The organism is Paenibacillus sp. W4I10, assembly GCF_030816325.1.
Classification (GTDB): Bacteria; Bacillota; Bacilli; order Paenibacillales; family Paenibacillaceae; genus Paenibacillus; species Paenibacillus amylolyticus_B.
This window is the reverse complement of record NZ_JAUSXX010000001.1, coordinates 4,073,107-4,096,009: the sequence shown is the minus strand read 5'-3', so window position 1 is coordinate 4,096,009 and position 22,903 is coordinate 4,073,107. Positions and strand designations below refer to the sequence as shown.

The 22,903-nt window shown below is 46.7% G+C and carries 22 protein-coding genes; 17 read left to right on the top strand and 5 right to left on the bottom strand.

All coding sequences use genetic code 11. From position 1 onward, the window contains the following. The first annotated feature begins 49 nt into the window (after positions 1-49). The 14 genes from QF049_RS18460 (at position 50) to QF049_RS18395 (ending at position 14,236) form a co-directional block, all read left to right on the top strand. Entirely contained in the window at positions 50-1,705 is a 1,656-nt protein-coding gene (locus tag QF049_RS18460; RefSeq protein ID WP_307539528.1) for an extracellular solute-binding protein, read from the top strand. 342 nt (positions 1,706-2,047) lie between these two features. Further along, entirely contained in the window at positions 2,048-2,494 is a 447-nt protein-coding gene (locus tag QF049_RS18455) for a tellurite resistance TerB family protein (RefSeq protein WP_091015805.1), read from the top strand. Between the two features lie 40 nt (positions 2,495-2,534). After that, complete coding sequence (locus tag QF049_RS18450) at positions 2,535-3,128, top strand: TerD family protein (RefSeq protein ID WP_091015803.1); 594 nt, start codon at positions 2,535-2,537, stop codon at positions 3,126-3,128. Between the two features lie 90 nt (positions 3,129-3,218). Continuing rightward, positions 3,219-3,794 (top strand): TerD family protein, encoded by a 576-nt coding sequence (locus QF049_RS18445; protein WP_076213449.1) that lies wholly within the window; start codon positions 3,219-3,221, stop codon positions 3,792-3,794. Positions 3,795-3,887: 93 nt separating this feature from the next. After that, positions 3,888-4,469 carry a TerD family protein gene (locus QF049_RS18440; protein WP_036606267.1) on the top strand — a complete coding sequence of 194 codons (582 nt, stop codon included), beginning with the start codon at positions 3,888-3,890 and terminating at the stop codon, positions 4,467-4,469. Between the two features lie 25 nt (positions 4,470-4,494). Next, positions 4,495-5,751, top strand: a complete 1,257-nt coding sequence (locus QF049_RS18435; protein WP_307539523.1) for a TerD family protein — start codon at positions 4,495-4,497, stop codon at positions 5,749-5,751. Positions 5,752-5,960: 209 nt separating this feature from the next. After that, positions 5,961-7,163, top strand: a complete 1,203-nt coding sequence (locus tag QF049_RS18430) for an HpcH/HpaI aldolase/citrate lyase family protein (RefSeq protein WP_307539521.1) — start codon at positions 5,961-5,963, stop codon at positions 7,161-7,163. Continuing rightward, a complete protein-coding gene (locus QF049_RS18425; protein WP_307539519.1) occupies positions 7,093-8,526 on the top strand; it encodes a phosphoribosyltransferase family protein in 1,434 nt (477 codons plus the stop codon). The genes QF049_RS18430 and QF049_RS18425 overlap by 71 nt, the downstream gene beginning before the upstream one ends. Next, positions 8,523-9,674 carry a cysteine protease StiP family protein gene (locus QF049_RS18420; protein ID WP_307539517.1) on the top strand — a complete coding sequence of 384 codons (1,152 nt, stop codon included), beginning with the start codon at positions 8,523-8,525 and terminating at the stop codon, positions 9,672-9,674. Before QF049_RS18425 ends, QF049_RS18420 begins: the two co-directional genes overlap by 4 nt. Beyond that, positions 9,674-10,522, top strand: coding sequence for an HAD family hydrolase (locus QF049_RS18415; RefSeq protein WP_307543325.1), 849 nt, complete (start codon positions 9,674-9,676; stop codon positions 10,520-10,522). Before QF049_RS18420 ends, QF049_RS18415 begins: the two co-directional genes overlap by 1 nt. Next, positions 10,523-11,572, top strand: a complete 1,050-nt coding sequence (locus QF049_RS18410) for an ATP-grasp domain-containing protein (RefSeq protein ID WP_124117250.1) — start codon at positions 10,523-10,525, stop codon at positions 11,570-11,572. Between the two features lie 83 nt (positions 11,573-11,655). Then, positions 11,656-12,408, top strand: coding sequence for a hypothetical protein (locus QF049_RS18405; protein ID WP_307539514.1), 753 nt, complete (start codon positions 11,656-11,658; stop codon positions 12,406-12,408). Positions 12,409-12,419: 11 nt separating this feature from the next. Further along, the gene (locus tag QF049_RS18400; RefSeq protein WP_036606281.1) at positions 12,420-13,523 is read left to right on the top strand and encodes a toxic anion resistance protein; all 1,104 of its coding nucleotides are present in this window, start codon (positions 12,420-12,422) and stop codon (positions 13,521-13,523) included. A 146-nt stretch (positions 13,524-13,669) separates the two neighbouring features. Next, positions 13,670-14,236: a hypothetical protein gene (locus QF049_RS18395; RefSeq protein WP_307539512.1), complete on the top strand. Its 567-nt coding sequence runs from the start codon at positions 13,670-13,672 to the stop codon at positions 14,234-14,236. 64 nt (positions 14,237-14,300) lie between these two features. Here QF049_RS18395 and QF049_RS18390 read toward each other — a convergent pair whose 3' ends face one another. The 5 genes from QF049_RS18390 to QF049_RS18370 are packed head-to-tail and all read right to left on the bottom strand — an operon-like array spanning position 14,301 to position 17,256. Then, the gene (locus QF049_RS18390; RefSeq protein ID WP_307539510.1) at positions 14,301-14,963 is read right to left on the bottom strand and encodes a DUF2642 domain-containing protein; all 663 of its coding nucleotides are present in this window, start codon (positions 14,961-14,963) and stop codon (positions 14,301-14,303) included. 13 nt (positions 14,964-14,976) lie between these two features. Next, positions 14,977-15,525, bottom strand: a complete 549-nt coding sequence (locus QF049_RS18385; RefSeq protein ID WP_307539508.1) for an ArsB/NhaD family transporter — start codon at positions 15,523-15,525, stop codon at positions 14,977-14,979. A 16-nt stretch (positions 15,526-15,541) separates the two neighbouring features. Continuing rightward, entirely contained in the window at positions 15,542-16,324 is a 783-nt protein-coding gene (locus QF049_RS18380; RefSeq protein WP_307539506.1) for an ArsB/NhaD family transporter, read from the bottom strand. Then, on the bottom strand, positions 16,325-16,462 hold the full coding sequence (locus QF049_RS18375; RefSeq protein ID WP_161799422.1) for a hypothetical protein: 138 nt from the start codon (positions 16,460-16,462) through the stop codon (positions 16,325-16,327). A 53-nt stretch (positions 16,463-16,515) separates the two neighbouring features. Continuing rightward, the gene (locus QF049_RS18370; RefSeq protein ID WP_307539503.1) at positions 16,516-17,256 is read right to left on the bottom strand and encodes an LSm family protein; all 741 of its coding nucleotides are present in this window, start codon (positions 17,254-17,256) and stop codon (positions 16,516-16,518) included. A 342-nt stretch (positions 17,257-17,598) separates the two neighbouring features. Between QF049_RS18370 and QF049_RS18365 the strand changes: the two genes are divergently transcribed. The 3 genes from QF049_RS18365 to QF049_RS18355 all read left to right on the top strand — a co-directional run bounded on the left by QF049_RS18365 (position 17,599) and on the right by QF049_RS18355 (position 22,524). After that, positions 17,599-18,651, top strand: a complete 1,053-nt coding sequence (locus QF049_RS18365; protein ID WP_307539501.1) for a CotH kinase family protein — start codon at positions 17,599-17,601, stop codon at positions 18,649-18,651. 245 nt (positions 18,652-18,896) lie between these two features. Further along, a complete protein-coding gene (locus QF049_RS18360) occupies positions 18,897-20,705 on the top strand; it encodes an ABC transporter ATP-binding protein (protein ID WP_307539499.1) in 1,809 nt (602 codons plus the stop codon). Continuing rightward, positions 20,686-22,524 (top strand): ABC transporter ATP-binding protein, encoded by a 1,839-nt coding sequence (locus QF049_RS18355; RefSeq protein ID WP_307539497.1) that lies wholly within the window; start codon positions 20,686-20,688, stop codon positions 22,522-22,524. Before QF049_RS18360 ends, QF049_RS18355 begins: the two co-directional genes overlap by 20 nt. Positions 22,525-22,903 lie beyond the last annotated feature (379 nt).

Below are 22,903 nucleotides of genomic sequence, written 5' to 3'. Positions count from 1 at the left end.
GGTTAACCCGCATGGGTTCATATTACAGGAGAGAAAGAGGGTCTTATCTATGGCGTTAACGATGAAGGCATGGATGAAGTCGGGTCTCGTTCTGGGCTTGATCGGTGGTTTGCTGGCGGGATGTACAGGAGGTAACGGTAGCGAACAGGCGGAAGGCGAAGGCAACAGGGGGATCATCACGTCAACAATCTATGATCGGGGCGCGGTCCCAAGCGGCATGGGTACAATCGAAGATAATATGTGGTCCAAGTGGATTAACGAGAATGGCCCGGCTAATGTAAAATATACAGCAGTTCCCCGCTGGGAATCCCAGTCCAAACTTAACGTATTATTCGCTTCTGGCAGCGCACCGGATATTATTTTTGAATTCGGTACGCCGATCCGTAACACACTGTTTAATCAGAAACAGCTGATGCCGTTGGATGAGTTGATCGAGAACTCGAGTGTGGAATACAAAGCCTTGATGGAGAAATATCCCCAGCTCAAGAAGGCCGGCATCAAAAGCGATGGTAAGCTCTATGAAGTGGGACGGATGAACGAGGTATTTCCACTGACGAGCTTTTTCATACGGGAAGACTGGCTGGAAAAGTTGAATCTGGAGGTACCGACCAATGAGGAAGAGATGTTGGCGGTAGCCAAGGCATTCACGGAAAATGATCCCGATGGAAACGGAGCTAATGATACATACGGCATCGGTGGATTTCAGTTCGGCGATACAGCGGGTCTGTTTCGCTATATGTACAACGCCAACTGGGTGAATGTGGAGGACGGGGAGATGGTGGTTGGTCCCAACAACATGAAAGAAGCCACGGCATTCAAACGTGCATTATATGAAGCAGGTGTGGTCGATAAGGACTTATTGACCGACAAGGATGGGGCCAAGGCGAAGCAGGATTTCCTGAATGGCAAAATCGGTATGTACGCGGCCATGACTTCGGATTATACCGGGTTTGCAGCGAAGGAACTGGATACACTGATGCAGAATGTTCCTGAGGCCAAATTAAAGGTCATCGCTCTGCCAACCACGTCCGTAGGACAGCACACGATGGTGTGGAATAACCCCGTTCAGATGACTGCAGCTGTGAATGCGCGAGCCAAAAATCCGGAAGCAGTTATGCAATATATCGATTTTCTGACCAAAACAGAGTCAGGCCGGACCTTCAAAAATGGATTTGAAAACACGCATTATACGTTGAACGATCAAGGCTGTCCGCGTATCTCGGATCAGGAGAAATACAAGCAGGAGATCAGCTGGGCAGGCGATTACGCCATGTTGTACAGCCGTCTGGAGGAAGGCAAATGCGGGTACACAGAAATGCTGTTCAGCGAAGAGATTCCGTCGCAGAAGGAAGGACTTCGACTATTCAAAGAAGCGCGTGAGGTATACATGACGGATCTTCCGGTAGGAGAGGGTGTTACCCATTCAGAACATATGCCGCAGCTACCCAAGGAGCTTCAGGTGAAGTTGACCAATGTGACAACAGCGATCAACGATATTTTTACCCGTTCCATCATTGGCGGAAGCAAATATACAGTCGAACAGGCTGCAACGGAAGCACAGCAGAAGTGGGAGCAAGGCGGTGGCCCAGAGATTGAAGCATGGTACAAAGACTGGTGGAGCAAGGAAAAGGATAATGTACTCGTCTGGGACGATTTCTATGAAATCTATGAACAACAACAGGCTGAATTTGAAAAAGCAGAGTGAATTCATGGATTCAAATTATTCATAAAATTTATAATTTTGGTGTTGGTAGAAATAAGCGCTCTGATCCCTGATCAGAGCCTTTTTATGTTTGGGCTTCAAATAGGGGAATATTTGACTGAAAAATGAAGTGAATAGAAAGTTCTCGCATCTCGCTTGAAACCATATCCAGAACGATGCGTATCATAAGGTATTAATTGTTTTTTAATGTAGAATATTGCCGTATTTCAGAGTATAGTTAAGGAATAATTTAACTTATATTCAATCATGATGTAAGGATGAAAATTACTGAAAACCATGAAAAAAAGTGAAGAGCACCATGTATGAAACTATTGGAGGTTGAGTATGAGTTCATTTAAAAGTTGGTTAAATTCAACAAAACAAGGACTTGAAGAGCAAGTCAAAAAGTTTAAAAATAAAGATTTTATGGATGCCGTGGTTGCAGGTTGTGCACTGGTTGCTTTTGCAGATGGTTCCATTGACGAAGCTGAGAAGAACAAGATGGCCGGTTATATCAATCTGAGTCAGGAATTGAAAGTATTCGATATGGCTGAAGTGATTACACGCTTCAATCATTATGTCGCGAACTTTGAGTTCTCTCCAGAGATCGGGAAGCAGGAAGCACTGAAGGCCATTGGGAAATTCAAAGGTAAGCCAGATGTAGGACGCGTTATTGTGGGCGTATGCAGTGCAATTGGTTCAGCGGACGGCAACTTTGATGATCAGGAGAAAAGAGTTGTTGCCGAGATCTGCAATGTACTTGGACTGAACCCGGGTGAATTCAATCTCTAAGTAGAGTAGATATTTTACATGTGAAGGGAGGTGAAAATCAGTGGCAAGCATTAATTTGGTCAAAGGACAGAAGATTGATTTAACCAAAGGCAATGCAGGACTTACGCAGGTGATTGCTGGTCTCGGTTGGGACCCGGTAACTGCCAAAGGGTTCTTCGGAAGAAAAAAACAAGCGGATATCGATTGTGATGCATCGGCGATCATGTTGAATGAAGAAGGCAAGTTGGTTAAGGACTCCAACCTAGTTTGCTTCCACAACAAGCAAAGTGCATGTGGTTCGGTTATCCACTCAGGTGACAATTTAACAGGACAGGGAGACGGTGACGATGAACAGATCAAAATGGATCTGTCCCGTATTCCTGCTGATGTTCATAAAGTATTAATCGTTGTTAATATCTACGATTGTGTCAATCGCAAGCAAGATTTTGGCATGATAGAGAAGGCTTATATTCGTATTCTGGATGGTAAAAACTCCAGTGAGCTCGTGAAGTTCAATCTATCCGATAACTACACAGGTTCAACAGCGTTGATCTGTGGGGAATTGTATCGTCATGGAGGCGAATGGAAATTCTCGGCAATTGGAGAGGGTTCCCATGCGGTACATATCAATGAACTCGCTCGCAGGTACTCCTAAGTACAAGATTTAACCTAAATCGACAATAATCCTGATATTCATATGTCACGATAACTACAATACACTTAAATAAGCGAGGATGATCATACGATGGCAATTAATCTCTCTAAAGGTCAAAAAATCGATCTGACTAAAACGAACCCAGGTTTGACAAAAATCACAGTAGGCTTGGGCTGGGATACCAATAAGTATGATGGTGGAAAAGACTTTGACCTGGATGTATCGGTATTCTGTGCCAATGCAAACGGTAAAGTAGAAGGCGAGAAAAACTTCATCTTCTTCAACAATCCACAAAATGAAAATGGTTCTGTTGTTCACACTGGTGACAACCGTACAGGAGATGGCGATGGTGATGATGAGCAGATCAATATCGACCTGCCTAACGTACCCGCCAATGTAGAGAAGATTGCATTCTCCATTACGATCTACGAAGCTACAGAACGTAGCCAGAACTTCGGACAAGTCTCTCGTGCTTATGTGCGAATCGTTAACGAAGCAAACAACGAAGAACTGATTCGTTTCGACCTGGGAGAAGACTTCTCCATCGAAACGGGTGTAGTTGTTGGTGAATTGTATCGTCATAGCGGCGAGTGGAAGTTCAGTGCCATCGGTAGTGGTTACCAGGATGGATTGGTTGGATTGACACGCGATTACGGTTTGCAATAGGACGTACAGAACGACTTACAGGATGGGAAGAACCGTCTCCTGGGCGGTTCTCCTTTTCATTTAATCACATATCTTGGAAAGGTGGAAAAACAAATGACGATCAGTCTTGCCAAAGGACAACGTATTGACCTGACTAAGACGAATCCGGGCCTTACCCGTGTGGTAGTTGGTTTAGGTTGGGACACGAACAAATATAGTGGTGGAGTCGATTTTGACCTGGACGCTTCGGCTTTTTTGTTGTACGAAGATGGAAAAGCCAAAGGTACGGATGACTTTGTTTTTTACAACAATCCAAGCGGCGGTGCGGGTTCAGTGACACATACCGGTGACAATCGTACGGGTGAGGGTGACGGCGATGATGAGCAAGTTGTCGTTGACTTCAGCAAAATCCCTGCGCACATTCACCGGATCGGTATTACGGTAACCATCTATGATGGAGATGGACGAGGGCAGAATTTTGGACAAGTCTCCAATGCTTTTGTTCGTGTTGTAGATGCTGCAAGTGATCGGGAAGTGCTTCGGTTCGATCTCGGAGAAGACTACTCTACAGAAACAGCAGTAGTGTTCTGTGAGTTCTACCGTGCAGGTGCGGACTGGAAATTCCAGGCGGTAGGCAGCGGCTTCACAGGTGGACTATCTGCTTTATGCAAAAATTACGGACTGGATGCACAATAACTTGGCATAGAAAGGTGATTCTGCTATGGCGATTTCTGTCGTGAAAGGCCAGAAGAGTGATCTGACCAAAACCAATCCAGGCTTGTCCCGTCTAACGGTAGGCATTGGTTGGGAGGCAGCCTCGGTTGTGGAGCTGGACACATCAGCATTCCTTCTGGGTTCAGACAATAAAGTGGCTGGAGATGAGGATTTTATCTTCTATAACCAGCCCTCTACCGCGTTTATCACGTATATGGATGGTGGGCAGGTTAGCGGTGAGAAGAAACAGTTCGCCATTGAACTTGGCAAAATCCCTGCCCGAATTGAGAAAATCGCCTTCAGCCTGACGATTCATGACGGTGAAGCACGACGCCATCATTTTGGACAGGTTCAGCATGGTTTTCTACGGTTTGCCAATGCAGCTACAGGTCAGGAAGTGATGAGATATGATCTGGGAAGCGGTTTTACAGTGGAGACCGCGATTGTCATTGGTGAATTGTATCGCCATAACGGAGAATGGAAGTTCAATGCAATAGGATCGGGTTTTGCAGGAGGTTTGAATGCACTCTGTGCTAACTTTGGTGTGGATGTGGATGGTGGATCAGACGCTGCGCCAACCACATCAACCGTTCCCCCGACAGCTGCACCGACTCCACCACCCCCGGCACCCGCACCAGAACCGACGCCTGCTCCTGTCAATTCGATCAATTTCAGCAAAATTGAATTGAAGAAGAAGGGCGACACCATTAACCTCAAGAAAAATGCGGGGGGACTTGGTGAAATCCTGATTAACCTCAACTGGAATCAACAGGGTAGCAAAGGGTTATTTGGTCGCAGCAAGAGTGTGGATCTGGACTTGGGCTGCCTGTTCGAGATGAAGGATGGTACACGAGATGTGATTCAGGCATTGGGACAGACGTTTGGTTCACTCAACCGTTTCCCTTATATTGCACTGGATGGGGATGACCGGACGGGATCGGTTAAGACCGGAGAGAATCTACGGATTAATGGTGCCCGTATCTCGGAAATTGAGCGCATCTTGGTATTCACCTATATTTATGGTGGTGTGGCCAACTGGTCTCAAGTAGACGGTGTGGTAACCATCCAGCAGAAGGACGGCCCGGATATCATTGTCCGAATGAATGAATACGGGAGCCCGCTTGGCATGTGTGGCATCGCGATGTTACGCAATGTGAACAATGAGACATTCAGTATTGAACGAATCGTGCAGTTCTATAATGGGCATCAGGCGTTGGACGAGGCTCATGATTGGGGAATGCAGTGGGTTGCGGGAAGAAAGTAATCATTCGTATTTATTGAATATATAAACGCTGTATCGGTCAGCACCATTGCAAGGATACTGTTGACCAACGTTATCCTCGATAATAGACCATCAATCCCTCCAGACTAAGGAGGGATTGGTTTTTATGCCCCGACAGCTGGAATCAACTATTGCAGATTGGCTATTGCCAAAGGTGCGAGGAGGAGACAATCCTGAAATATTTTAACTTTTTGAGTCTGGAAGAAGAAGATACTTTATTTTTCTCTTCACCCGTCTCGTTCAATCACCGGACTTCCAAAGATCTACTGGCATATGCTGTTGGGGCTGCTTTATATATGCCCGCGACGCGCACACATATCGCGGTCGACATTATGAATGGTAAACATGAAGGTCTGACGACCATTATTATTGATCTGGAGGATGCTGTGGGTGACGACCAAGTGGAGTTCGCCGAGCAGTGTCTGGTACAGCATCTAACTCAACTGATGACTTATATGGAGACAGGCATGCTGAGTCAGGATCAAATGCCTCTTTTGTTTGCTCGTGTACGTTCACCACAACAGTTGGAACGTCTCATTGATACGTTGGGAGAATTGGTGTCCATGCTGACAGGCGTGGCATTGCCCAAGTTTTGTGTGGGCAATGGAAGAGACTATTTTGACCAGATCCGCAAGTATAATCAACGGAAACCGGATCATTATCCCGTTCTCTATGGAATGCCTATATTGGAAACGGCTTCAATTATATATCGGGAGACACGTTGGGAGACCTTACTGGGCCTTCGAAACATCCTCGATGAAAATGTTGAATATGTGCTCAATGTACGCATTGGTGCGACCGATTTCTCCAGCCTGTTTGGACTACGCCGAAGCCCGGAATTGACCATATACGATATCGCCACGATCCGTGACTGCATCTCCGATATTATCAATCTGTTTGGACGAATGGACAAGCCGTATGTGATCTCAGGTCCTGTCTGGGAATATTTCAGTCAGCGGGAGCGTGTGTTCAAACCTCAATTACGACAGACTCCATTTGAAGAAACCCTGGGCAAATCAGGGCTACATCTGAGAATGAAATATATTACGAATACAATGGATGGATTGATGCGTGAAGTCATGATGGACAAGGAAAATGGAATTGTAGGTAAAACGATCATTCATCCTTCTCATATTAAGCCCGTACAAGCCATGTACGTTGTTACACATGAGGAATATTCCGATGCCCAAGACATCATCGCCCGTAATGACGGTAGCCTGGGTGTGTTCAAAAGTAATTACTATAACAAAATGAATGAGATTAAACCACACTTGAGCTGGGCGAATCGAATTCTAATCCGATCACAAATATATGGGGTGTTACATGAACAGCAGCATTTTGTCGGGCTCTTGCCCAAGCACGAACAACAACATAACTACGTTCCCAATTCTTGATCAATTCAGTCTGAACGTTCAGGTTACACATAACCCGCTGCAACTTCCACTAGAATCTCTATTTTCCATGGCTGCACGAATCAATAAGAAACGTTCATTTCTGTTTGTAAGCAGACTGCTGGGCAAGCACATCCCGGTTAACCCGTATACCTCGCTTCTGAGCGGCGCAGCATTGGCTGTTCTGTTATATGAGCACCTGACTGAGGAGACGGAAGAGACCAAAGATCAGATCACCGAGTGGAAACGTGAAATGGTCGAAGGATTGATTGATCCCCAGCAAGCTCGGCAAGTGTACAACATGCTGTTGCAAGAAGGCTTGAGCTTGCCGGAAACGATTCGTTTTGTTGGTTTTGCGGAGACAGCGACAGCGCTGGGCCACAGCATGTATGAGATGTTTGCTGATCAAGCTTCCTATATTCACACCACTCGCGAATATGTTCCAGCGATGCATCCAGATATTCAATTTGAAGAAGAACATTCCCATGCGATGGCTCATCGTTGTTATGCGCTGGATCATGAAGCCTTTGCAGGAGAGGGCCCGATTGTTCTGGTGGACGACGAGATTACGACGGGCAAAACGACGTTGAATATCATTCGGGATATTCAGGCCAGATACCCCCGGAAGCAATATGTGATTGCTTCGCTGTTGGACTGGCGTACGGAAGCGGACGAACTTCGGTTTGCCAAGCTGGAAGCTGAATTGGGGATTACCATTACACCGTTAAGCCTGTTGAAGGGCCGCATTGAAGTGGTGGGTACTCCACAGTTGGAACCAACACAGCAAGATGAGCAGCTATCTCATCCTGCCGTAACGCTTCATACCTCTACCGTTGCAGATGCCTTCGATCAGCTGCATGCCACTTCGGAGGATGGAGAAGGTAAACGTAGCACAGCGAGCTACGTCCAACATACGGGCAGGTTTGGTATGCAATCCCGACATAATGACGTATTGCGTGAAGAGATTAGCCGGATTGCAGAACGACTTCGGTCACAGCGTACGGGAGAACGGACTTTGGTGATGGGAACAGGGGAGTTCATGTACATTCCGATGCGTATTGCTGCCGAGATGGGAGAAGGCGTGTTGTATCAATCCACTACTCGCAGTCCAATCCATACACATCCAGCTCCAGCATATGCTGTTCGTAGTGGTGCCGGATATGCTTCACCGGAAGACGCTTCTGTTCGTAACTTTATCTATAACATTGCCCCGGGACAATATGATGAAATCTTTGTTTTGCTAGAGAGACAGATGTCCGAAGAACGAATGGAACCGATGTTGAAGGTACTGGGTCAGTTGGGATGCGGACACATTCATATCATATATTGCGGTTTGCCAGAGAAGACAGGGGACAACGAGCAATGAACTTAACTACACTAGAGCTAATCAGACAACGTGAGATTCCGTCTCCCCAGCCGATGGGTAGTTATGCTGCATCGGACGTTGTTTTCCTACTGAAGGATATCAGCCATGTGGATCTGGAAAAGGGAACGGGTGAACGGGAGCAAGCAATCCAATCCGGGGTTCATTATTCGGAGATGCTGCCCGTGGAATATCAGCCCACAGCAGAATACATCGAGCTGTTCCATCAGACGCTGGAACAATCCGCTGCAAGAATCGCACGTCATACCGCCATTGTGGCTGAGAAGATTGTAGAGCGCAGGGGACTGAATCTGGTGCTGGTATCTCTGGCTCGAGCCGGAACGCCTGTAGGCATCCTGATCAAGCGTTATATTGAATTGAAATACAAAGTGACGATTCCGCATTATAGCATTTCAATTATTCGTGGCAAGGGTATGGACGAGAACGCAATTTTATATATTTTACAGCAGCATGGTCTGGAAACAGCCATTCAGTTTGTAGATGGTTGGACAGGAAAAGGGGCTATTCGCAAAGTGCTGAAAGAGTCCTGTGACCAAATGGAACGGACTTACGGTGTAAGCCTCGATGATGATCTTGCCGTGTTGGCAGATCCGGGGCAATGCTCAGGCACCTTTGGGACGAGGGAAGATTATCTCATTCCTAGCGCTTGTCTGAATTCCACTGTCTCTGGACTGGTTAGCCGTACAGTACTTCGCGATGATCTGATTGGGCCGGCAGATTTTCACGGGGCCAAATGGTATCGTGAATGGTCCTCTGCGGATGTGTCGACCCAATACGTGGATACTATTGCTCAGCATTTTCCGCAAATGATGGACCTGGCGGAAATTCAAACGGAGGACAATGCTACTGGTACTTCGGAAATTACCTGGAAAGGCTGGCAGGATATTGAGTCCATCCAGCAATCCTTTGGCATTACGAACATTAATCTGATCAAACCTGGAATTGGAGAAACAACCCGAGTGTTATTACGCCGGGTCCCCTGGAAAATTCTCGTTGATCGACTGGACAATCCGGATTTACAACATATTATGATGCTCGCCAGGGACAGAGAGGTTCCGGTTGAGGTATACCCGGGATTAACCTATTCCTGTTGCGGTATTATTCAATCCCTGGGAGGTGGAGGAGAATGATGATCTACGCAAGTGATCTGGACCAGACGCTGGTGTACTCCCGTCGTGCGCTCCGTATTCCCGAAGATACACCGGGACTTGTTCCCGCAGAGTGGATTAACGGCAAGTTGTCCGCTTTTATGTCAGCATATGCACTGGAGCGGTTGCAGTCTTTGCCACAAGACATTGTATTTATGCCTGTGACGACACGTACCGTGGAGCAGTACCGACGTATTCATATTTTTCAGAACGAATGTATTCCAAAATATGCGGTGACGAGTAATGGTGGCAACATTATTGTTGACGGTCAGGTAGACGATGAATGGAATCTGCATATTCGTTCTTTGCTTCGTCAGCAGGCAGCTGCTCCCGAAGAGATCCTGGATTTATTTGACGATGTACTGAGCCCGGAATGGGTGATTAACCAGCGATTGTGTGATGAGCTGTTCTTTGCATTGCTAATCGAACGTGACAAGCTTCCTATGGAGCGCATTGCCGACAAGATTCGGGTGTTAGAGACACTTGGATGGGAGAGTTCGATTCAGGGGCGGAAGCTCTATCTGGTGCCTTCGGCCGTGAACAAACGAGCTGCAGTGGAGCATATTAGGCAACGCATTGGCGATGTGCCTGTGATTGCTTCGGGTGATTCCTTGCTGGATCGTTGTTTGCTGGACTTTGCGCACCACGCCATTGCTCCGTCTCACGGAGAGTTACATGTGGAGAGACAGCGTGTACCTGAGCAGGTACCGTATCAATTTACGAAACAATTCGGTGCTTTTGCAGCAGATGAGATTCTCGATTACGTTCACCGTATTCATAACGATCAACAGACCCAGATAGACCATGCCGACATAAGGGAGACCGTATAAATGAAAAAAATGAAGATTTACTTCAACCGTTGGTTCTCTGTAACGTATCATTATATGAATGCGATTCGGGACAATGAGGACGGCATGGAATTTGAGATCTACGGTACTCATCCTGATCCGGGACACATGGCATTACAGGGCTGTGATGTTGCAGAAGTTGAACCGCGTGTAACGGGACGGGAATATGTTGATTTTTGCCTCGACTTTTGCCGCCGTCATCAGATTGATGTATTTATTCCACGCTGGAACATGCTGGACATCAGCAGACATATCTCCCTGTTCGAAGAGATCGGTACACGGGTTATCGTATGCTCGGACACGGAATTGCTGGAACAATTGATGGAGAAAGACCGGTTCTATGAATCGGTGCGTGAGAAAGGCATCATGGAGATTCCGGATTATTTCACGGTTAGTAATGCTGCACAATTCCAGCAAGCCTATGAGGCGCTGCGTGCACGTGGACATGATGTATGCTTCAAACCATGTAATGGTGAGGGTGGTATGGGATTCCGAGTGATTAACAATGAACGTGATCCGTTGCAGGAGTTGTTCGGGTATGCGCTTAACTCGATTTCATATGAAGATGCCCTGCGTGCGTTCTCTTCTGCTCCGTCCTTTCCCAATGTCATGGTGATGGAGGTACTGGAAGGATATGAATACAGCATTGATTGTCTTTCGGATCGCAATGGGAAACTATTAACGGCTATTCCGCGTAGAAAAGAAAGAGGACGTTTGCGCTTGCTCGAAGAAAACGAGGAATTGCTGGCGATTGCCCGTAATGTGGCAGAAGTATATCGGATTCCTTATAATTTTAATATACAGATGAAATATCGCAAGGATACACCGAAGCTGCTGGAGATCAATCCGCGTATGTCGGGTGGGTTGCACATGTCTTGCCTGTCGGGCGTGAACTTCCCTTATCTGGCGGTCAAGTCTGCACTTGGCCATGATATTGGACCACTTCATCCGAAGTTTGGCATACTGGGAAGTCATATCGAACAGCCATTTATAATCGACGTTCAGAAGGTAAGCGGAGTACACCACGTCTAGCTGAGAATTTCCCTCAACATTGACACCTTCTGGATGGTTTTTTTACAATACGGATATGTGTTGTTAAGGCAGGAGGACAAGTAATGTTACGGAAAACGAAGATAGGTATTGGCGCATTGGTCGGTTATGGTCTCGCGGCCATCTCGAGTCCCTTTCTACCGGATGTCATCACGTGGGCAATTCCGGCACTGGCAACTGTGGTCGGGGGACTGATTCCTTCACGATCCACGTCACGTACACAGGTTCAGGGTTCGTCTTCAGCCCCTGTACCCATTACAGATATCGGAAATGAACCATCCCGCTTGAATGGTGGACAAGCACCGAGCGCAGTGCCAACAGGGGCAAGAGAAGCTTCTCTGGTACAGCCTCATTCGAGCTCCACTCCCGCACAACATGCGGGCTCAGAACAAGCGAAGCCTTCCCGCACCGAACCAGATCCTGTATTTGATCCGGTGATTGAATACCTGGAGGTTCTGGAGGACATGATCATCTCCGAAGGTCAGAAGAACGAGCTGGATAATGAGATCGTGGAAAAATCACTGGCTTTGTTTGCCCGTCTGCAGCGTGTGATTCCTTCTCTTCAGGAGCTAAACAACGGGGATATCAACCATACGGTGCGCAGACTGATTTTGAAAGACCTGAACGGGTTTATTAATCCATTTCTACGTTTAAGTGGAGAAGCCAAACGCAATAATCGGCGTATGCTTCTGAATGGTCTTCGAGACGTAGATTCCAAGATATCGGATATTGTTTCAACGATTGAACATAAAGACTTAATGGAGCTCCAGAACAAAGCGGAACTAATACATCAACGGTATAACAGCTCTGAATTATAGGAGGGATTGGCATGGCAACGGAATGGGCTCAGTTGAAGCAGGAAGATGAGCAACGGATTAACCAGGAAGCAACGCAGCTTATTCAGAAAGTGTCCCAAAGTGATCCGGCTCATCTGGATACCTTAATGGATGATATCGGCAAGTTGGGCGTGAAAACACAAGAGAGAGCAGGACAGACTCTCAAGCTGCTTGATCGTCCAGTCAATGAACTGATGTCCGGGAATCGGGCAGAGGTATCCAACATGATCCTGAAGCTCCGTGATGAATGTGAGAGTTTGCAGCAGAGTAAAAATGTGAGTTTTGTCGGGAAGTTGTTACGTAAAAGCCCACTGAAAAACTATGTATACCGTTATCAATCCGTTCGCACGAACATTGATGCCATCATTAACGGGTTGCGGGACGGCAAGGACAACCTGGAAGAAAGTATCGTGAACATGCGTCAATTGAAACGTTCTTCCATTCAGGAGATCTACAATCTGCAGACCAAAATCTCTTTTGGTAATCAATTGAAAGCATTGTTTGAAACCGAGATCGCCAAGCCGGAGAACGAGAATCGTAAAGCACATCTGGAGCGTGGGTTGCGCAAAGTGGTAACACGTACCCAATCCATGACAGAGATGATCATGCTGTACAATCAGGCGATTGCAGCTACCGACATCATTAATGATAACAATGACAAGCTGATTGATTCCGTTAATAACGCCATTGATAAAACAGCGAATCTGATCACCGTTTCGGCCATGATTGCGATGGCTCTTAATGATCAGGAGAAGGTTATTTCCGCTGTGGAAGCTACGAATAAGACGATTGAAGATCAATTCAAGGAGAACGCCAGATTGTTGAAGACAACAACTGAGAAAACGAATGAACTGTTGTCCAAACCGGCCATGTCCCTTGAAGCGGTCAATCAGGCGATGGGTGATCTGATGTCTGCACTGGATCTGTCCGAGCAGTCTAATCGCCGGATCATCGAGAGCTGTAATGACTATACCAACAAGATGACAACACTTAACGCCAAAATGAGTGATCGACTGGGTCTGGAAGGGCCGAAAGCTGCTGCCATTCCGGAGAAAAATAAACCGGATTCCAGTGCATTAGGATCTTTCCTGGATTAGTTAATAGAGTAGGGACTCGCTGCATATGGCATGGACATCACTACATGTATTTATTTTCTACGAGGGACGCTGAGTGCGTCTCTTTGTTTCATTTGTTTGATAAAATGAAGTTAAAATCTGGGGATGTGCAAAGGAGCTTGCTGAATATGCTGGACTTTTCATTCGAGATTATTGATGAGACCAAGATTAATATTCAATACAAATATGGCAGTGAGTTCTTTAACTTTAACCTGTATTATGCAAACGGGGAGTGGACACTGCATCCATTTGACGGCATACTGATCCAAAACCGTGAAATGTGCAGTCTGATTGTATCTGAGCTGCTTCGTAACAAAGATTTCCATGTCATGCTGGCCAAAGAGAAAATCATTTTATCCCAACTACGTACGAGTGTTAATCTCCAGCCCGACGAGCCGGATGAATGGGTTGCAGATCGGAGAAACGCAGATTATTCCAGACATGATGATGAGTTGATGGATTACATAGGGAACCACAGTTTCGAAGACATATTACAGCTTGAGCAAGAACAGCTTGAGGCCAGAGTGCAATTCTTCCAACAGATTATTCAGAGAATGTTTATGGAGGGACTTGGACCGGAGGATGCCGATTTTATCAGAGTTCAGGCCGTGATACGGATATATAAAGAGACATACGATCGCCTGGGAGAGTTGAATGATGACTATCGGGGTGAGCGTGGACGTAGAAGATGGTAGTAAGTAAAGTTGAAAAAAAGGTTCATCAGCCATAGGCAGATGAACCTTTGTGTTCTTCTGATACTCAAGGGAGATGAATGGTTTGGATATGATCGGTATGCATAATTAAAGAAGTCCCATCTGCTTCTACCAATGCAAGCAAGTGGCTGTCTGCATTCTTTAATAACCCTGCTCGGTAAGGCTTGCAACCGAGGTTGAGTACAACAAGTTCACCTATCATTTTATGAAGTTGCTGATCGAGTGTACGGGAAAGTGACATGGACGAAGGTTGCATAGGGAAATGTTGCTGACTAAGGGAGTAGGGTGTGCTGTTAGTAGGGCAGGGGATAATATACTTCAGATGATTGATCGAAACGTAGATAGAATGATATAACGGAGAGTAGAACATAAAGTAGTCATTCATAATATTCGTGACATAACCATGCAGCGTGCGCCCTGCGATGGAGATTTCGCTGAATCGTCCACGGGCATTCATCAGCATTTTGCGGTATGAAATGTTGTTGTGATCCATCTCCGGATCAGGCATCGGCACAGCCGCAGTTGAATCATCTGATGTGAGGATATGCATGGATTGAATATGATGAAGTGGAACATAGATAAATCGCTGGTTTCCGTAGACTACAATCAGATCCTGGCCTACATCAATGATCTCACCCTGGATCGGTAGTTTACAGCCAGACAGCTCCAATTCGATGGATTTACCCAGCCAATGCGTAACGAGTTCCACAGTACTCCTCCTCTCAATAGAGTATAGATGTCCAAATATATAATGAAATTAGGCTAACAATCAGACTGATGGGTATCACAATGATGGTAACTTTCATATACTGTTTCCAGGAGACTCGAATTTGATGTGTCTTTAATATATACATCCAAATTAACGTTGCCAGAGTACCTATCGGTGTCAGCAATGCTCCGATATCACTTCCCAGAATGTTGGCAAGATATGCAAGATGCAGTTGAGATTCACTTAGTGGAAGATCTGTAACAGCAAAGGTCCCAATCATGACGGAGGGCAAATTGTTGAATAGATTGGAAAGCAGAGTGAGCATTAACCCTGACACAGCAATGATGCTGGCATTTCCTCCTTCTATTATAGGTTTCATCCACTGAATGATCGACGCGGTCATGCCTGCCCGGTGAAGACTATCCACAATAACATAAATGCTGAAGGCGAAGAGTAGAATGTGCCAAGGTGTTTGTGTTATAACATCTTTGAGTCCAGTCCGGGTGCGATACCAACGCACAGCGAGCATGAGAATAACACCAGTGATAGCGACAACCTCCATGCGTATACCGACTTGCTCAGCTAGAAAATATTCCTGCACGGATAAATACAACGATGCCTATACAGACACGGAACAGCCACCAGTCTACTTTATTCTCGGATTCAGCCGTCTGTAGCGGATGATATCCTGAACCTGATGAAGACTGCAGGGATACAGGGAAATGATGAATAACTTTGGGAATACTTCTGCGAAAATAATAGAACAGTAGTACGGTCATCACCATAATCGCAAGCATGGATGGCACAAACATCATCTGAGTATAAGTATTCAGATTTAAGCCTACCATTTGCAAAGCAATCAGATTAGCCAGATTACTAAGTCCAATTGGCGCACTGGAAGCCGTAGCGATGAGCGCACCGGAGATCAGGTATGGCAACTGTTGATGCATTTTCAGACGAAGCATGGAACAGATTCGAATAATAATCGGAGTTGTGATCAGAATACTGCCATCATTGTTGAAGAAGATGGTCATGAGAAAACAAAGTAATAGAATTAGCCAGAACAATCGAAAGCCGGAACCTCTCGCTTTCTCAATCATATTGAAGGCGATCCAGCGAAAAAAACCGATGCTATCAAGAATAATCGACATGACAATGGTAGAGAGAATTGTTACGGCTGCACCAGATACGATCCCGAAGATTCCAACAATATGAGCATAGCTGCTCACTCCAGTTATAATAAGAAGAAGGGCGCCAAGCGAGGTAGGTACAGATTCGTTTAATCCGCCAGGACGCCACATCAGGAAAATGACAGTGATGATAAAGACCCCGAAGGTTAACCACAACTGGTAGTCAGGCATTTACTGTGATTCACCTCCCAGGGGGAGAAGTCCTGACGAAGCCTGAAGCAGATGTTCATGGGATGGAGTGGGCCTTCCGGGTGCAACGATCCAGTAAAAAGGTACACCAATCAAGACTAATGCGACGAAGATCAACATGATAATTCCCCCCTTTAAGCTGGTAGATAACTTAAGTTGTCAGTTTATTTTAGTTACTTCTTTTTACCGCCGGATTTGTTACCACGGGATTGACTGCCTTGATTTCCTCGTGACTTGTTGCCTCCTGATTTATTGCCTTGGGATTGGTTCCCTTGAACTCGTTGCCCCTGAGAACGATTGCCTTGATTGCTCCGTGACTTGTTGCCGCTGGACTTATTACCCTGGGATTGGTTACCTTGAGTCGCTTGGTTGCCTTGAGAACGATTGCCACGAGACTGGTTGCCTTGAGCCGTCTGATTACCTTGGGCTGCTTGGTTCCCTTGACTTGTATTACTACTGTTATTGTTATTGTTATTGTTATTGTTGTTGTTCCCACCACCACGTACGAGGGATACAGACTTCACATGTTGCATCGGAATACGAACAATCTCCTGATTTTTCAAAGTCATGATCAATTGGTTCTGGTTGGCATCGGCCAGAATGCCTTCCACTTTTTCAGGTCCTCCCCGGTTAATCTGAACACGGCGGAAGCGGAGTGCTTGCATAACGCCCAGAAACGTGTTGGAAGGGATAGGGTTCCCCATGGCTGCATTTCTGTTACCACCGGAACGGCCTGTATCTGTTATGCTTTTAACATGTGATTCATTAACGTAGACAATCCCTTCTTTGCAGTTCATTGCCATATAGTCCCAGCGAACGTCCGTAAGTGTACCTTGTACTGAATCAGGTCCTCCCCGGTTAATCTTAATCTCTCTTCCCAACAAACCTCTCATTCCTTGACCATTCATAGACATTGTGTTTTACCCCTTCCATGATATAAGTTCAGATGGACAAAAATGGTGGATGTAATTGTGATCCCTTCCATTCGTCATTCGTGTCTGTCTGTAGTTTAAGCATATGTGACATGCTTCTTGGAGGGACTAGCCAGGTAACCATTTTTATATCATTTTGGCTATAATCTATGAAAATGGTGTAAATTTATAGATTAATAACTCGGTTTTCCGCTTATGACAAGTGAAGTTGGATGTGATAAGTACCAGGACTGTGCATTCGCCCGTACGACTTTCTGTGCTTCTGCATAGGATGATGCAAGAGCCTACGGGCGAATCTTACAGGTACTCGAAAGGCGGATGGAAATGGCTCTACCTGTCTACCATATCAGCTTGTCTCCAACCGAATATCAACAGTTAACGTCCAATATATGGTCAGAGACGTTTGTAAACAGCACGATGCAGATGGACGGCAAGCCGTTTCCGATCCGGATTCGATACCGGGGAGGACATACACGTGGCTATGTGAAAAAATCATTTGAGATTCGTACATCCAGCCGGACGTATCATTTTAATGCGGAGTATGATGATCCTTCGTTGCTGCGCAATGCACTTTCTTTTCGTTTTTTTGAGTCGATTCGTGTACCCGCACCGTCTACACAACACTGCGTACTCTATCTGAACGGGCAGCTTTTGGGTGTATACCTGCGGATTGAAGGGGTGAAATCCTTCTTTTTTCGCCAAAGGAAAATCCCTGTGCGCAGTATCTTCTATGCGGTGAATGATCATGCTGGTTTTACGGTAAATTCGGATAACTCCTCAACAAGTACCGATCTATTGTCCGGTTACAGCTTAATTCGGGGCAAAAATGTGGATCGCACAAGGCTGCGTAATTTTATTCAGCAGTTGAACACTAAGTCCAAGCTGGAATTGTTTCGTTTTTTACAGTCGAGGGTGGATACGGACAATTATTTACGCTGGTTAAGTGGAGCTGTGCTCACAGGGAACTTCGATGGATTTCATCAGAATTACACATGGTATGAGAAAATCAAAAGTGGGAAATATGGCATCCTGCCTTGGGATTATGAGGGTACATGGGGGAGAAACTGTTATGGAACACGAGTTGACGCCAATCTTGTTCGTATTCAGGGGTATAACAGACTTACCGGACGATTGCTGGCATTTCGTAGTTTCCGTCAACAATATAAGAAGCTGATGCGCCAGCATCTGATGAATGCTTTTACAGAGAAGCGAATTATGCCTTTAGTCCATCGGTTACACAATGAGATTCGGGAAGATGTCAACAAAGATCCTTACATGAAATGGCCCATGGATGTATTTGCGGGTGAACCGGAAAGAATTCGCGAATATGTGGTGAAACGTCGGGAGTATCTAAGTGAAAAACTACATCAGCTGTAAGCACTTAACTAACGTGGGGAAGGGAGACCTTCCTTTTTTTACTGCCAAAATGAAGAGGAGTTTATTGTATTGGGAAAAGTAGGGTAATAAGAATAGAAGCGGCATTGTAAAATACGCTATAATAACCATATGTGTACATAGAAATGATTATATATTGGACGCTGTGGAGAAAACAACATGTCTAATGGAGGCTCTGAGCTGGAACGTGTTATCGGTTTAGGGTGCTCCGAGCCGGAGGAATGCTTATGATCAAGCTGTTGTACCACCTGAAGAAGTACCGAGTTGCCGCAATTGCAGCCCTGGTCATGATGTTAATTGAGCTGACGGTTGAGTTGGCTCAGCCTTACTTGATCTCCAAGATCATTGATAACGGGATTCAGCAGGAAGACCTGTCAGTCGTCTGGTTGTGGGGCGGCGTGCTCGTGGGCAGTGCTGTTGTGGCTTTTGCTGCCGGAATTGCAAGTTCGTTCTTTGCATCCCATGCGAGTTTGGGGTTCGGATACGATCTGCGCGAGAAGTTATATGAGAAAGTGCAAACGTTCTCTTATGCCGTATTCAATCGTTTCGCAACGTCGTCTCTGATTACGCGATTAACGGGGGATGTGACCCAGGTACAGGACACCGTCTTCATGAGTCTGCGCTTCATGACGCGTGTACCGCTGGTGGTGATTGGTAGCATGATTATGGCAGTGATCGTGAACCCGAGGTTGGGTCTGCTGCTGGTTGTCATGGTGCCTGTACTGCTCATTGTTGTGGTGTGGATGATCAAAAAGGCAGCGCTGCTGTTCCGCAATGTGCAGCGCAGACTGGATGCCGTCAATGGAGTCATCCAGGAGAATCTGACAGGCATCCGGCTGATCCGTGTTTTCGTACGGATGGGCCATGAGATTGAACGCTTTGCCGGATTCAGCGGCAAGCTGATGAAAGGCACAATCTCCGCGCTGCGCCTGACGGAGACCACGATGCCGTTCATGCTGCTGATGATGAACGTTTGTATCATCGCCGTGTTATGGTTTGGACGAGTCGACATTGCCTCCGGTAATGCAACCGTGGGTGAAGTGGTCGCCGTCATTAACTACCTGCTTCGCACAATTGGTGCCATGTCTGCGTTGTCATGGATTCTGGTAACCTTCTCGAGAGCAAGCGCTTCGGCGCAACGACTGAATGAAGTGTTTAATACGGAGGATACATCGGAGACTGAACAGACGAAGTCGTTATCAACGTCTGCACCATCTGCTGGATCTATGAAATCTTCGCATTTTCCGCAATCTGTATACCCAGCGAAGAAACAGCGGGCTGTGCAGGGAGCGGTTGAATTCCGCAGTGTGGGCTTCAGTTATCCGAATAGTGAAATTACAGTACTGGATAACATCACATTCACGGCAAAAGCGGGGGAGCGCATTGCCATTATGGGAGCAACTGGCTCAGGCAAATCTTCACTGGTGCAGCTTATTCCGCGGTTATACACAGAGGATCAAGGAAAGGTACGGATTGATGGTGCTGATGCATCAGAGCTGGATCTGTCCATGCTGCGTGGTGCGATTGGTTATGTGCCTCAGGAGGTTGTCCTGTTTACCGGTTCCATACGGGAGAATATTGCCTGGGGTCAGGAAGATGCTACCTTGGATGAGATCGTGGAAGCCGCGAAGCGCGCGCAGATCCATGAAACAATTGAGAATTTACCAAACGGTTATGATACATTGCTCGGTCAACGGGGAGTGAATCTCTCCGGTGGACAGAAGCAGCGACTTTCCATTGCACGAGCACTGGTACGTAGACCAAGAATTCTGATTCTGGACGATAGCACAAGTGCGCTGGATGTAGCTACGGAAGGCAGACTGCTCGATGCGCTGGAGGAATTGTCGTGTACCACGTTTATCATCACCCAGAAGATCAGTTCGACCACTTCGGCGGACCTGATTCTACTGCTTGATGATGGACAACTCATTGGGCAAGGAAAACATGAAGACCTGATGGAGTCGTCAGAGCTGTATCGTCGAATCCATGAATCACAATACGGGGAGGGTGCGCAGCATGTTCAAAGCATTCATTGAGCCTTTCCGTCAGCCGCCACCGCCGATTGATCCGGAGACGTTACGATCAGGCGGTGGTCGCAAACCCAAGGCACGGGCGAAGAACTGGTCAGGTACGCTAGGTCGTATCTGGACCTATCTGGCACGGCGCAAGGTTAAACTGTCCATGGTACTGTTGATGGTGTTAGCCAGCTCCGCACTTGCTTTGCTTGGCCCCTACATGGTAGGAGTGGCCGTAGATGATTTCATCGCGGGTGAAGCCGGCTCAAGCTGGACTCGGTTTCTGATTGGATTAACCGCAGTGTATGTCTTGTTCTCTCTTACATCCTGGTTACAAAATATATGGATGATCGAAATTGCACAGGAAACTGTGTTCCGCATGCGGTATGATCTGTTCTCCCATCTGCACAAGCTGCCGATTCCATTCTTCGGTAAACGCCAGCAGGGGGAGATTATGAGTAGGGTGACCAATGATATCGAGAATGTCAGCGGTACGTTGAACAGCTCGGCCATCCAGATTTTCTCAAGTGTATTGACGCTGCTCGGAACGTTTGGGGTTATGCTGTGGCTCAGTCCGCTACTGACCCTGCTTACCTTTATCGTTGTGCCTTTGATGGCCATCGGCATGCGTTGGATTACGCGCAGAACGGGACCTCTCTTCAAGGAGCGGCAGCGCAATCTCGGTGAACTTAACGGTTACATTGAAGAGACATTATCCGGGCAGCGGATCATTAAGGCTTTCTCGCAAGAGGAACGGGTGATTCGCGGTTTTGAGGAACGAAATACCCGCATCCGGATTTCCGGTTTCTGGGCACAGACGATCTCCGGTTTTATCCCGAAACTGATGAATGGGTTGAACAACCTGAGCTTTGCGATTGTTGCGGGTATTGGTGGTATTCTGGCGATTCAGGGTTCTGTTACCGTCGGGGTGATTATTATCTTTGTGGAATATGCCCGTCAATTCACCCGTCCACTGAATGATCTGGCGAACCAGTGGAATACGTTATTGTCCGCGATTGCGGGGGCTGAGCGCGTATTCGAGGTGCTGGACGAAGATGAAGAAGCGAAGGACGAAGGGGCAGCGGTATCTCTGGATAAGGTGGAGGGAGCCGTTCGTTTCGACAAGGTATCCTTTGGATACGATGAAGGACGTAACATTTTGCATGACATCAGCTTTGAAGCCAAACCTGGTGAGATGATTGCCCTTGTAGGTCCGACCGGAGCGGGGAAAACAACATTGATTCAGCTATTATCCCGTTTCTATGATCCGACAGGTGGCATATTAACGGTAGATGGTCGCGATATGACCACCATTCGGCGTGAGAATCTGCGGTCACATATGGCATTTGTACTACAAGATTCATTTCTGTTTCAGGGTACGATTCGAGAAAATATTCGGTTTGGCCGTCTCGATGCGACGGATGAAGAGGTGGAGGCAGCCTCCCGGCTGGCCAATGCTCACTCCTTCATCGTGCGGATGAAGGACGGGTACGACAAAGTGCTCCAGGCCGACGGGAGCGGCATTAGTCAGGGACAAAAGCAATTACTCGCCATTGCCCGGGCAATTCTGGCCGATCCATCGATACTCGTACTGGACGAAGCGACGAGCAGTATTGATACCGTCACAGAGATCAAAATTCAGGAAGGGCTACAACGTCTGATGCAAGGCCGCACCAGCTTTGTCATTGCCCACAGGCTGAACACGATCCGTCAGGCTGACCGAATTCTGGTGCTGAAGGATGGACATCTACTAGAGCAAGGATCGCATGATGAGTTGCTGGAACAAGGCGGTTTCTACAGCGAGCTGTATTACAGTCAGTTGCGTAAAAAGGCTCAATAAGGCAATAAGGTGCAGTAAGGGAAGGCAACGTGACGAAGGAATGCAGGAATTGGTCCTGCTGACGATCCCTTTGCGCTCAAGTTTGGGAAATGACTTGAGCAGTACCTTTTATTCTGGTGAGGACGTTAACGTGGACAAGGCTCAAATATTGAAAAAAAGGATTGGAGACCCCAGACGGGGCCCCAATCCTTTTTGTTGATATGTGCGATATGAAGTGGAGATCGTTCGCGGTTGTCATATAGTCAACTTGCCCGATGGTATTGTAATGCAGACTCAGCAAGGGTTGTACCAACTTTAACGAACATGACAGACGCTATTTGGCGAAATAAAAAGGTTGTGATATTCTAACGAACCTCAGAGATGCTATTGACCTGAAGGA